This is a genomic window from Acinetobacter sp. ANC 4654, assembly GCF_002135425.1.
Classification (GTDB): Bacteria; Pseudomonadota; Gammaproteobacteria; order Pseudomonadales; family Moraxellaceae; genus Acinetobacter; species Acinetobacter kyonggiensis.
On record NZ_NEGL01000001.1, the window covers coordinates 19,419 to 31,998 of the forward strand.

16 protein-coding genes are annotated in these 12,580 nt (G+C 39.5%); 10 read left to right on the forward strand and 6 right to left on the reverse strand.

Translation table 11 applies throughout. The features are described from left to right. Positions 1–2: 2 nt before the first annotated feature. Genes recR through B9T24_RS00115 form a run of 3 tightly spaced genes read right to left on the reverse strand, consistent with a single transcriptional unit; the run spans position 3 to position 2,171 of the window. Positions 3–599 carry a recombination mediator RecR gene (gene recR, locus B9T24_RS00105; RefSeq protein WP_086163949.1) on the reverse strand — a complete coding sequence of 199 codons (597 nt, stop codon included), beginning with the start codon at positions 597–599 and terminating at the stop codon, positions 3–5. A 12-nt stretch (positions 600–611) separates the two neighbouring features. Then, on the reverse strand, positions 612–941 hold the full coding sequence (locus B9T24_RS00110) for a YbaB/EbfC family nucleoid-associated protein (RefSeq protein ID WP_086163950.1): 330 nt from the start codon (positions 939–941) through the stop codon (positions 612–614). A 42-nt stretch (positions 942–983) separates the two neighbouring features. Next, complete coding sequence (locus tag B9T24_RS00115; protein WP_086163951.1) at positions 984–2,171, reverse strand: O-succinylhomoserine sulfhydrylase; 1,188 nt, start codon at positions 2,169–2,171, stop codon at positions 984–986. A gap of 137 nt (positions 2,172–2,308) precedes the next feature. Here B9T24_RS00115 and B9T24_RS00120 point away from each other — a divergent pair, with 137 nt between their 5' ends. The 10 genes from B9T24_RS00120 to B9T24_RS00165 all read left to right on the forward strand — a co-directional run bounded on the left by B9T24_RS00120 (position 2,309) and on the right by B9T24_RS00165 (position 10,223). Beyond that, a complete protein-coding gene (locus tag B9T24_RS00120) occupies positions 2,309–3,400 on the forward strand; it encodes an alpha/beta fold hydrolase (RefSeq protein ID WP_086163952.1) in 1,092 nt (363 codons plus the stop codon). A 10-nt stretch (positions 3,401–3,410) separates the two neighbouring features. After that, positions 3,411–4,283 (forward strand): NAD(P)-dependent oxidoreductase, encoded by an 873-nt coding sequence (locus B9T24_RS00125; RefSeq protein WP_086163953.1) that lies wholly within the window; start codon positions 3,411–3,413, stop codon positions 4,281–4,283. An 81-nt stretch (positions 4,284–4,364) separates the two neighbouring features. Next, complete coding sequence (locus B9T24_RS00130) at positions 4,365–4,634, forward strand: YARHG domain-containing protein (RefSeq protein ID WP_086163954.1); 270 nt, start codon at positions 4,365–4,367, stop codon at positions 4,632–4,634. Between the two features lie 32 nt (positions 4,635–4,666). Continuing rightward, positions 4,667–5,080 carry an HIT family protein gene (locus tag B9T24_RS00135; RefSeq protein WP_086163955.1) on the forward strand — a complete coding sequence of 138 codons (414 nt, stop codon included), beginning with the start codon at positions 4,667–4,669 and terminating at the stop codon, positions 5,078–5,080. A 252-nt stretch (positions 5,081–5,332) separates the two neighbouring features. Next, complete coding sequence (locus B9T24_RS00140; protein ID WP_086163956.1) at positions 5,333–6,415, forward strand: porin; 1,083 nt, start codon at positions 5,333–5,335, stop codon at positions 6,413–6,415. Between the two features lie 442 nt (positions 6,416–6,857). Next, complete coding sequence (cydP, locus tag B9T24_RS00145) at positions 6,858–7,049, forward strand: cytochrome oxidase putative small subunit CydP (protein ID WP_004651836.1); 192 nt, start codon at positions 6,858–6,860, stop codon at positions 7,047–7,049. Next, the gene (locus B9T24_RS00150) at positions 7,049–8,647 is read left to right on the forward strand and encodes a cytochrome ubiquinol oxidase subunit I (RefSeq protein ID WP_086163957.1); all 1,599 of its coding nucleotides are present in this window, start codon (positions 7,049–7,051) and stop codon (positions 8,645–8,647) included. Before cydP ends, B9T24_RS00150 begins: the two co-directional genes overlap by 1 nt. Continuing rightward, the gene (gene cydB, locus B9T24_RS00155) at positions 8,644–9,789 is read left to right on the forward strand and encodes a cytochrome d ubiquinol oxidase subunit II (protein WP_086163958.1); all 1,146 of its coding nucleotides are present in this window, start codon (positions 8,644–8,646) and stop codon (positions 9,787–9,789) included. The genes B9T24_RS00150 and cydB overlap by 4 nt, the downstream gene beginning before the upstream one ends. A gap of 32 nt (positions 9,790–9,821) precedes the next feature. Continuing rightward, entirely contained in the window at positions 9,822–9,923 is a 102-nt protein-coding gene (gene cydX / locus B9T24_RS00160) for a cytochrome bd-I oxidase subunit CydX (protein ID WP_004651833.1), read from the forward strand. Positions 9,924–9,926: 3 nt separating this feature from the next. After that, the gene (locus tag B9T24_RS00165) at positions 9,927–10,223 is read left to right on the forward strand and encodes a cyd operon YbgE family protein (protein ID WP_086163959.1); all 297 of its coding nucleotides are present in this window, start codon (positions 9,927–9,929) and stop codon (positions 10,221–10,223) included. Positions 10,224–10,278: 55 nt separating this feature from the next. On the opposite strand, the gene rodA is transcribed toward B9T24_RS00165, so the two are convergent. From rodA to ftsB, 3 genes are all read right to left on the reverse strand, one after another. Then, on the reverse strand, positions 10,279–11,415 hold the full coding sequence (rodA, locus tag B9T24_RS00170) for a rod shape-determining protein RodA (RefSeq protein ID WP_086163960.1): 1,137 nt from the start codon (positions 11,413–11,415) through the stop codon (positions 10,279–10,281). A gap of 83 nt (positions 11,416–11,498) precedes the next feature. Continuing rightward, positions 11,499–12,191, reverse strand: coding sequence for a 2-C-methyl-D-erythritol 4-phosphate cytidylyltransferase (gene ispD, locus B9T24_RS00175; protein WP_086163961.1), 693 nt, complete (start codon positions 12,189–12,191; stop codon positions 11,499–11,501). After that, on the reverse strand, positions 12,181–12,576 hold the full coding sequence (ftsB, locus tag B9T24_RS00180; protein WP_086163962.1) for a cell division protein FtsB: 396 nt from the start codon (positions 12,574–12,576) through the stop codon (positions 12,181–12,183). Before ftsB ends, ispD begins: the two co-directional genes overlap by 11 nt. Between the last annotated feature and the right edge of the window lie 4 nt (positions 12,577–12,580).

Sequence of the window (12,580 nt, forward strand, 5' to 3'; positions counted from 1 at the left end):
ACTTATTTCATTCGCATTCGATTATGTACCGCTTGGCTTAGAGTATGACTATCCACATATTCAAGTTCTCCCCCTTGAGGAACCCCTTGAGCGATTCGCGTCATTTGCACAGGTAAATGCTTGGTGGCTTCAACCAAGTAATGGGCTGTTGCCTGACCTTCTACTGTCGCATTGGTTGCTAAAATCACTTCTGCAACTTTACCTTCATTGAGTCGCTGCACCAAATATGGAATGCCAATCTCTTCAGGACCAATACCATCAAGCGGCGACAAATGTCCACCTAATACATGATATTTACCACGAAAACTACCACTTTGTTCAATCGCCATCACGTCCGCAGGTGACTCAACTACACATAGAATTTGATCATCACGTTCATGTGAAAGACAAATATCACAAATTTCATTTTCAGTCAGCGAATGACAAACGCTACATTCATGAATATAGGTCGTTGCTTCATTTAAAGCATGTGCCAGCCCTATCGCACCTTCTCTATTTTTCATGATCAGGTGTAATGCCATACGCTGAGCCGATTTCGGCCCAACGCTTGGCAATATACGTAAAGCTTGCACCAGTTGATCAAATCGATCACTAAACACTAAACGTATTCCTTAAAATAAACCTGCAAGACCTGGTGGTAAGCCCATACCAGAGTTGGCAGCTTTCATTCTTTCTTCAGAAACCACTTCCGCTTGACGCGCAGCATCATTCATTGCAGCTGCGATTAGGTCTTCAATCATATCGGCATCATCTTGAAGCAGGTCAGGACTAATTTCGATACGCTTTACCACATTACGGCACGTCATAGTAACTTTAACCAAACCACCGCCTGCTTCCGCATGCACTTCAGTTTGAGCAAGTTCTTCTTTTGCCTTTTTCATGTTGACTTCAACGTCTTTTTGCATACGTTGAGCTTGCTGCATTAACATATTAATGTTCATAAAAATCTCCGAACAAATAAATTCTAAATCAATATCTATACATTAGATTAAGTCTAAACCACGACTAATATCGCGGATAATATCATCAATATCTTCCAAACCAACAGAGACGCGAATTAAACCTTCACGAATACCCGCTGCTTCTTTGGCATCGGCTGAGAGTTTACCGTGAGTTGTGGTTGCTGGGTGAGTAATTGTTGATTTTGCATCACCTAAATTACCCGTAATTGAAATAAATTGGGTATTGTCGATGACTTTCCAAGCCCCTTCACGACCACCTTTGACTTCAAATGACACAATACCGCCAAAACCTGTTTGTTGTTTCGCAGCAAGCGCGTGTCCAACATGTGCTGATAAACCTGCATAGTAAACTTTTTCAACATTCGCATGCGTATCTAAGAATTCAGCAAGTTTTTTCGCGCCTTCAGAGTGTGCATTCATACGTAAACGTAGCGTTTCCAGACCTTTTAAGAATACCCAAGCATTAAATGGGCTCATTGAAGGACCAGTGGTACGTACATAACCAAATACATCTTCAAGCAGTTGGTGATTCCCTACTACAGCACCACCTAAAGCACGACCTTGACCATCGAGGTATTTGGTTGCTGAATAAACCACTAAATCTGCACCAAATTTAATCGGTTGTTGCAGAACAGGTGTACAGAAACTGTTATCAATCGCGAGTAATGCACCATTGGCATGTGCAATATCAGCCAAAGCCTGAATATCTGCAATTTCAGAAAGTGGATTAGATGGAGACTCAACAAACAGTAATTTGGTTTCAGGCTTAATGGTATTTTTCCATGCCGCTAAATCTGTCAAGTCAACAAAATCAACACTTACACCAAATTTAGCCACGTATTTTTCAAATAAAGATACGGTTGAACCAAACACGGCACGTGAACAAATAACATGATCACCCAATTTTAGATACGACATTGCAACAGCCATAATTGCAGCCATACCCGTACTTGTTGCAACAGCTCGTTCAGCCCCTTCTAAAGCAGCTAAACGCTTTTCAAACATGGCGACAGTTGGATTGGTAAAGCGTGAATAAATATTTCCCGGTTCTTGACCTGAAAATTTAGCTGCCGCCTCTGCTGCATTTTCATAAACAAAGGATGAAGTGAGGAAAATTGGCTCACCGTGCTCACCTTCAAAACTACGTGTATGACCTGTACGAATGGCTAAAGTGTCTAATTGGTATTCAATGTCGTCTTGTTGACTCATCTTTATTACCCAGTCCTGAGTTGCCGTTGCGAATAATTGCCAACATTTTGAGCGTCTATGGTATTTAAGGTCAAGGTATAATGCATAAATATCGCCTACACTTCGATCAATCCACTCATGGGCGAGTACGAGCAGCCATGCTTCACGTTAAAAATAAAATTGCGAAACATAAAAATAAACTAAAAAACTTATCAACCCGTTTGTTTTATTCAAACTCGCTGGTTTTATCGCAAACAACGGCGTATGACGTTATTGCCGAATATAAACAAACACGTATTCGTTACTACGCATCGCCCAATAAACAATATAAAGAACCGTTGGTCTTTGTTGCCCCGCTTGCAATTAACATGGCAATTTATGACCTCTACCCTTATCGCTCATTGGTCAAACATTTTCAGCATAGTGGTTTTGATGTCTATTTAGTGCAATGGGGACAATATAACTATAAAGATCGTTTTTTAAATTTTATGTCTTTTATTGATGATTCCATTCCCCATTGTATCGAACAGATTCGCAAGCACTCAAAAAGTGAAGAAATTTCACTGCATGGTTGGAGCATGGCAGGTATTTTCGTGGTGCTCTATTGTGCTTTGCGACAACCCAATTTTGTCAAAAATTTGATCGTACTGGGCAGCCCTGTAGATAGTTATGCCTCTGGTCGTACCGGTAAACTTTTTCAAAAGGTGAATCAACTTATTGCTAAAAATAAAACACTACAAAATAAAATTTATTCTGAAGCTGTGCCAAAAAGCTTTATCCACACCTCAGGCTTACTCAACGCGCTTGGCTTTAAAATCATTGATCCCAAAGGCTGGTTTCACAGCCAAAAGCGGCTTTTTTTGAATTTAGACAACACCCAAGCCTTATATGAACATGCCACTATGGGGAATTTTCTCAACAAAATGATTGATTATCCCGGTGGCATCAATCAAGACATGATTTTTAATGTTTGGCTACAAAATCCGCTAAAAAATGGCGTTATACAATTGCAAGATAAGAATATCGAATTAAAAAATATTCAATGCGCTTTATTGATTGGCGCAGGTCGTAGCGATCAGATCGTATCAGCAGCGGCTGTTAAGCCTTTAATTGAATTGACAAATAGCCAAGATGTCACGTTTACTCTTATCCCCGGTGGGCATTTAGGCCTGATGTCGAGCCAATCAAGTGCAAATGAGTTCTGGCCATTGATGACCACTTGGCTAAAACAGAGATCGAACAAAATATAAAGGATATACCATGATTCAGTCAGTTGCATTTATCGGCCTAGGTGCTATGGGTTACCGCATGGCAGCACATTTACCTCAACATTTTGATACGGTATATGTATGGAATCGTAATTTTGAAAAAGCCAAGCAACATGCAACTGAATATGGCACCCAAGCCGTAGAACTTGCGCAAGCCGTTCAAGCCGACGTTATTTTTTCTTGCTTACCGACCAGCAAAGACGTTGAAGAACTGATTGCCACAGTCAAAATAAAATCAGGTTCCATCTGGGTCGACTGTACCAGCGGTGTACCTGAATCTGCCAAAAATCTAGCAACACAATTAAAATCACACAATATCGACTTCCTTGATGCACCTGTCAGTGGGCAAACCATTGGTGCAGAAACAGCAACTTTAACGGTTATGGTGGGTGGCGAAGCAGCGGCTTTTGAAAAAGCTCTACCTGCCATGCAGGCTTTTGGCAAACTGATTAAACATGTGGGTGGTTCTGGTACAGGATTTTCAGTTAAAGCTGTAAATAACATGCTTTTAGCCGTAAATTTGTGTTCTGTTGCAGAAGGCTTTACTGCCCTTAAAGCCCACGGTGTCAACCTCCATGAAGCCCTTGATTGTATTAATGCCTCAAGCGGAAAAAGCGGCGTGACCGAAACAGTTTTACCGCAGCGCATTTTAAACCGTAGTTTTCCACTGACCTTCGCGCTACCATTATTAGCCAAAGATACAGGTATTGCATTAGACTTGGTTCGTGAAGCGAAGCTCTCTGCGCCTGTCATTGCTTTAACTCAAAGTTTAATTCAAGCTTCTAGCGATTTATCAGAAAAAGACAGTGACTTTTCCAGTGCTGTAAAAATGTATGAATCATGGAGTAAAATTACACTTGAGTAATAACTCGCCATTGAATAATGATAACTAAACCTAATATTGTGATGATGTGCTTTACACAATGTTAAACCTGAGGAAACTCTCATGACTAAGTTTACAGTTGCAATGTTTGCAAGCCTTGCAACCTTCATCGGGGCAAATACCTTTGCAGCAAGTGCCGAGCAAGAGTGTCAACAATTGAAAAATGACCATGATGTCATTTATGCATCTAAAGGTTTCTGCTTTAAAGATCCGGAAGCTAAGGCGAAGTTTGGCAATGATAATTGCTATACAACTAAACCAAAATTTTCAGAAAAAGAGCAACAACGACTTGACGCCATCAAAGATCGTCAGAAAGAATTGAACTGTAAATAATTACAGCAGACAATTACTTTTAAGGATTAGACATGCTTTACGATGATCAAAATATTTTTGCACGAATTATCCGCAATGAACTTCCTGCAATTAAAGTTTATGAAGATGATCAAGTTGTTGCGTTTATGGACATCATGCCACAAGCTGAAGGTCATACGTTGGTTATCCCTAAAACACCAGCTGTAACACTGCTTGACCTCGCACCAGAAGCCGCTGCTTACACCATTCAAATTGTGCAAAAAATTGCACAAGCTATGGAAAAAGCATTGGATATCAAGGGTGTTGTACTGATGCAACTTTCAGGTGCCGCAGCAGGTCAAACCGTACCGCATGTACATTTTCACTTAATTCCAACATCAGTACATGAATTAGGTAAACATGCTTTACACATGGGTGATCAAGAAAAAATTAAAGCCTTGGCTGAAAAAATTAAAGCCGCACTTTAATTTAAATCATCTGAAATAAAATGGAGTTTAGGCTCCATTTTTTATAAGTCCATAATAATAAAAAACATTAGATCTAAATAAAAAATCTAAACACGTCACCAAACTGTCATTTTTTCTTCACCGCGCTGTCATATCCATTACAGATACTGCTTAGCAAGTTGGTTAGCTTCTGTAACTTTTTGTACTTAAGCAAACTAAAAAAAGTCAAGCAAGGCTATCTGCCATTAAGAACAGTGTTTTGGAGAAATCTCAATGAAAAAATTGCTTCTCGCTGCAGCAGTTACAACTTTAAGCTTAAGTGCAGCGCAAGCAGCACCAACTTTGTACGGTAAAGTGAATGTAAGTGTCGACAGCTACGATGATGGAAAAGATGACAAAGTAGAAGTCAATTCAAATGCTTCACGCCTTGGTGTTAAAGGGGAAGAGAAACTGACTGAGAAACTCTCAGCAGTTTACCAAGCTGAATGGGAAATTGATGTAGATGGCGGTGATGACGTATTTAAAAAACGTAATATTTTCGCTGGTTTAAAGTGGGCTAATCTAGGAACCTTAAAAGCAGGTATCATGGATACACCATTTAAAGATGCGGCTAATGGATACCGTGACGTATTTAATGACTATGCACATGCCGACATTAAAGAAATGATGTATGGTGAAGAGCGTGTAGAAAATGTCATTGGGATTGAAACTGATCCTAAACTGATGGGTGGATTAGTATTTGCTCTTCAAGCTCAACAAGGTGAATCTACCAGCAGTACAGTAACTTATACTGATGGTGCTCGTGACAGTATTGGCGATGGTATCTCCACTTCACTTTCATATGCCAATAAAGACCTCGGCTTAGAAGGCGTTATCTCAGGAAACTTCAAATCTATAGGTGACTTCGCGGCTGTTGGCATTTCAAATGCTCCTGCTGACGCAATCCGTGTAGGTGCTTCTTTCGACCTAGGTAAAATTGGTGCGACAGGCTTATTTTTAGGTGCGATGTGGCAAACTGCTGAAGTCTCCGATTATTTAGGTACTGAAACCTATCGTAATGTAGAAGAAAATGCATGGTTAATTTCAGCAACGTACAAGCTTGGAAATACACCTTGGTCTTTTAAAGCTCAATATCAAGAAGCTGACACTGACTGGACTACAGCTACAGTAACGGGCGATACCTCTGCAAAACAATGGGGTATTGGTGCAGATTATAAATTAAACAGCCAAACAAAATTATTCGCGAGTGCGATACAACGCGAATGGGACAACAAACGTACAAGCGCTGGAGCTGCTGCTGCAATTCCAAATGCTGACGAAAATGTTTACGGTTTAGGTATGGAAATCAAATTCTAAGTTCAAATGAAATAAAAAAGACCACCTAAAAGGTGGTCTTTTTTATTTCACAAAATCACACCAAATGCCGCAAAAAATCGACTGTTTAAAAAATATCTCCATCATTATTGTTATGCTTAAATGCAAAATTCTAATTAAAATACAAATCAATCTCATTTGATAAACATTATCTTAAATGCCAGTTTTTAATAATACACAACTGTTTTAGTCAACTTTAAAATAATACTAAAGCATTTTCGTTGGTTTTACAAAAAACCAATACAAAGTATTTTACTCAACTTTAAAACCCTGAAATATTAGTTTAATTTTTGTTTAATCTGTTTTTTAAGTTATTGTTTAAATTAAGTTAAATAATATATTTTTATTTTAAGTGTTCTAGCTATTTATTTTTATTATTGTTTTGTTAATAATAGATATTATGTTTCAAAATAGGCTTATGTAGATGAGCTTAATCCCCAAAGATTTCAATCAAAAATTAGTGCGAGAAATCACGATCATATTAATAATTAAGATCGTTCTCTTACTGACAATCAAACATATCTGGTTCGATGCTCCGACCATTCCTAAAAATTTTGACAATCAAGTTGCCGAGCATATTGCTGGCAGCCCTTCCCAAATCAAGGAGACACGTTGATGATTTCTGAAAGCGTGGTCGATCTTTCGCGGTTCCAATTTGCGATGACCGCGATGTATCATTTTATTTTTGTTCCACTGACTTTAGGTCTGGCTTTTATTCTTGCCATTATGGAAACCACGTATGTGATTTCTGGTAAAGAAATTTATAGAGACATGACTAAATTTTGGGGAAAACTCTTCGGTATTAACTTCGCTTTAGGGGTTACCACTGGCTTAACCATGGAATTCCAGTTTGGTACAAACTGGGCATATTATTCACATTATGTGGGTGATATTTTTGGTGCTCCACTTGCGATTGAAGGCCTGATGGCATTCTTTTTGGAGTCCACTTTTATTGGTTTATTCTTCTTCGGATGGGATCGACTTTCTAAAGCGCAACATTTAGCGGTCACTTGGCTGGTTGCTATTGGCTCCAATCTGTCTGCACTGTGGATTTTAGTCGCCAATGGCTGGATGCAGAATCCAGTCGGTTCAGAATTTAACTATCAAACCATGCGTATGGAGTTAGTTGACTTTGGTGCCTTGATTTTTAACCCAGTCGCTCAAGTTAAGTTTGTACATACTGTTTCAGCCGGTTATGTGACGGGTGCTATTTTTGTACTTGCGATTTCAAGTTTCTACTTATTGAAAAAACGTGATTTACCTTTTGCCCGTCGTTCATTCGCAATTGCGGCTATCTTTGGTTTAGCATCTACACTATCGGTGATTTTACTGGGTGATGAATCTGGTTATGAAATTGGTGATGTGCAAAAAACTAAACTGGCATCAATTGAAGCAGAATGGGATACCCATCCTGCACCAGCACCATTTACTTTATTTGGTATTCCAAATAAAGAAACCATGACTACGGACTATGCAGTCAAAATCCCTTATCTCATGGGAATTATCGCAACACGTTCAACAACAAAAGAAGTAACGGGCATCAAAGACCTCGTTATTCAGCATGAAGCACGTATTCGTAATGGTATGGTTGCTTATGCACAACTAGAAAAACTTCGTGCTGGTGATCAATCCGCTGAGCTAAAAACAGCATTTAAAGAATCTCAAAAAGACTTAGGCTATGGCTTACTTCTTAAGAAATACACACCAAATGTGGTTGATGCGACAGAAGCGAATATTAAAGCAGCCGCTTTAGACACCATTCCACATGTACCAAGCTTATTTTGGGCTTTCCGTGCAATGGTGGCATCTGGTTTCTTAATGTTGTTGTTATTTGCTCTTGCAACTTTTGCTGTGGCAAAACGCAATGCAGAAAGCAAACCGTGGTTACTTAAATTCGCTCTATTTGCTTTACCTTTACCATGGGTTGCAGCGCAAACAGGTTGGTATGTTGCTGAAGTAGGTCGTCAACCTTGGACGATTGGTGAGGTTTTACCTACACATCTCTCTACCTCTACACTCAGTACTGGCGATGTTTGGGGTTCAATCATTGCACTTGCAGCATTCTATACAGTACTTCTTATTATTGAGATGTACTTGATGATTAAATTCTCTCGTTTAGGTCCAAGTTCGTTACACACAGGTAAATATCATTTCGAGAAATTAGCAGCAAAAGATAATGCAAATCACGCTAAAGTTGAGGAGCCTCAATCATGATCGAATATGAACTTCTCAAAATCATCTGGTGGGTGTTGGTTGGTGTCTTACTGATTGGTTTTGCACTCACAGATGGTTTTGATATGGGCTCAATGGCACTCATGCCATTTGTAGGAAAAACAGATGATGAACGTCGTGCTGCAATCAATACGATTGCACCACACTGGGAAGGCAACCAAGTTTGGTTTGTGACCGCTGGTGGAGCACTATTTGCTGCTTGGCCAATGGTCTATGCCACTGCCTTCTCGGGCATGTACTGGGCATTATTACTGGTCTTATTTGCTTTATTTTTAAGACCTGTAGGTTTTGATTACCGCTCTAAACTTCAAAATACACAATGGCGTACGTCTTGGGATTGGGGTCTAGCCGTTGGTGGTGCAGTTCCTGCTTTAGTGTTTGGTGTCGCGTTTGGCAACATGTTCCTTGGCGTGCCTTTTACATTAGATGAAACTGTCCGTTCAACCTACACAGGTAGCTTCTTTGCCCTACTCAATCCCTTTGCTTTAGTTTGTGGTTTAGTCAGCTTATCGATGCTATGCGCACATGGTGGTGCATGGCTCATGCTTCGTACCGATGGTGTTTTGCGTCAACGCTCGGCAAAAGCAACTCAAATTATGGGCATCGTGTACTTAGTTTGCTTCTTAGGCGCAGGTGCATGGTTATACTTTGGCGGTATTGAAGGCTATACATTAGTACAACCTTTTGATACCAATGGTGTAGCCAACCCACTAGCAAAAGAAGTACTCACCAATGGTAACCACGGTTGGATGAACAACTATTCAACCTATCCTATTACCATGCTTGCTCCAATTGCTGCAATTTTGGGTGGATTACTGATTGTCTTAGCTGCTGGTAAAAATAAAGCGGGCCTTAGTTTTACAGGTTCCACTTTAGCGGTAACAGGTTCAATCTTAACGGCTGGTTTTGCACTATTTCCATTCCTTATGCCATCAAGCATTAACCCAACAGTAAGCTTGACCATGTGGGATGCTGTTTCAAGTCAAAATACACTTACTGTAATGACCGTTGTCGCAGGTATTTTTGTCCCAATCATTATAGGTTACACCACTTGGTGCTACTATAAGATGTGGGGTGTCATTACCAATAAACACGTTCAAGATAACTCACACAGCCTTTATTAAGGTTGTGTCTACAAGAAATAAGGAGAATAGTTATGTGGTATTTCGCTTGGATTCTTGGCATCTTGATGGCGTGTTTTGCAGGTGTACTCAGTGCTCTTTACATTGAACACAATCAAGATTTAGATGAGGAATAGAAAATGACGGAAGTGGCAGTGACAACAACAGAAAAAAAGCCGAATAGATTTGCAATGGCCCTCTCATTTTTGTTGGCATTGCCTCTTGCTGCTATTTTACTCATCCATCCTGCTGCAATGCTGGATGCCAATGGTGAATACAGCCATCGTGCCATGATGTTTATTATGATTGGTATTTCAGGTGGTTTTATTCACGGTGTCGGCTTTATTCCAAAGTTTTGGTTATGGAAATGGTTATTTAGCCCTTTCATTGCATGGCCACTCATGCTTTGGGGCTACTACACTTGGCTTCTCGCTTAAAATCAAAAAGCCCTTAATTGATTAAGGGCTTTTTTTTAACACAATTATTGCTTCATTAACGGTGACTATGAATCGACATCACAATTCCCATACTGGCAAGCATCGAAATTACAGCGGTTCCACCATAACTCATCAATGGTAATGGATCGCCTGTCACAGGAAGAATACCACTCACCATGCCCGAACTTAGAAATACAAAAAAGAAGAAAGTCAGTCCAATCGCACCCGAAAATAAACGCCCAAAATTATGAAAGCTATTCATCCCGATCATTAAACAACGAATAATAATGGCAGCAAATAAACTGATTAACAGAAACACCCCAATAAAACCGAACTCTTCTGCATAAGTCGACATAATAAAATCGGTATGATGTTCAGGCAAGTAACCTAAATGTGATTGTGTTCCCTCAAGGTAGCCTTTACCTGTTAAGCCGCCAGAGCCAATTGCAATTTTGGATTGAATAATATTCCAACCTGCCCCCAAAGCATCAGACTCAGGGTCAAACAAAGTCAACACACGCTTTTTTTGATACTCTTGCAACACGAACATCCACAGTGCAGGTGCTGCAACCGCAAATGCCGAAAGCGCACCTACAATCAACTTCCAAGACATACCACTTAAAAACAAAACAAAAATACCTGGAATGATCAGACCAATATTCAAATCAGGCTGCAAAGCCACAAGTACAAAAGGAATGATCATCAGCACTAAAGCGATAATAATATCTAAGAATTTAGGTGGAAATGGACGACGCGAAAAATACCATGCCATCATCAAAGGCATTGCAAACTTCATAAATTCACTGGGTTGCATGCTGCCAATTCCCGGTAGACTAATCCACCTTTTGGCCCCCATACGAGTTTCACCAACGACCAGCACCATCACCAGCATAAAAAGGGCAAATATATAAAAATAAGGGCTAACCGCTTGATAGACTTTTGGTGGAATTTGCGCACAGATAAACATGGCGATAAAACCAACACCAAAACTAATGGCTTGACGAAGAACCATTTGTGAATCTTGAGCTGATGCACTGTAAATAACCATCAAACCCAAAGCGGCATTCAGAACTAAAAAGCATAATAACCAAGGGTCTAAATGCCATTTTTTCCATTTAGATGAATCATTTTTAATGCTTCTACCATCACGTAAAGAGTGACGTAAAAAACGATACTGAGGTGATGGTATCATTTGAAATATTTGAATGTGTAGATGAGATGGCAAAGTATAAATTTAAAGCCCCAGAGATAATACATCTGGCGCCATTTTTTATTTTATTTTTGTGAAGCTAAAATTAATTTAGCCAGTTCTAAATCATCAACATAAGTAATTTTAATATTATCTGAACGACCTTGCACCACTTTCACCGTTTCACCTATATGCTCTAAAGCACTGGCTTCATCCGTAATCGTAATACCATCCTGTAATGCTTTCTCAATGGCATACTTCAACACGCCTAACTTTGAAATTTGCGGAGTCTGCGCTTGCCATAAATGATCACGACTCACAGTCGTATCAATATTATCGTGTTGTGCCACAAATTTTAAAGTATCACGGACTGGAATGGCTAAAATTGCACTACAATTCTCTTGAATAGCCGTATGCACCAAACGATTCAAACAATCTTGAGTAACGCATGGGCGTGCAGCATCATGTACAAAAACCAAATCATCAGCTGAAGCTATTCGACTCAAATAAGTCAATGCATTCAGCACAGAATGGACACGCTCTGCACCGCCCACACAAAAATGAGCTTTATCTAACTGAACAAAATTTAATGTTTTAGCAACTGAATCATCTTCACTTATCGCCAAGACATAACCCAATATAGGCAATTGATTCAAACGACTCACCGTATGCTCTAATACAGTTTGACCTTGAATCATTTGATACTGTTTAAGTTCAGTTTTAGAAAAACGACTTCCAGAACCAGCAGCAGGAATAACCACCCAAATTTTATGGTGCATTTACAGGCACTTCTTCTTGGCCATCTTCATTGGTTCTTAAATCTATTTTTGCATTTGGATCAATATAAATCGGCTTATACTGCGTTCCAATCATGCTCATTTGCACAAACGTTTCATTTGGCTTAACCAAACCTAAATCTAAACGTGCATGCTCTTCAATCGCTTCAATGCCATTTTTTAAATCGTACACTTCAGCAGCCAGAACACGATTACGTTCTTTTAATTCCGTATTTATTTCTGTTTGTTGTTGAATTTTTTGGGCTAATTTTTGATGGTCATGATAACCACCTTCGCCAAACCAGAATAAGTACTGAAACCCTGCGATCAAAATGATCGCAAGGCCCAATAATACTTTACTCGCAGCGGAGTTAAATATACTTAACATAAAT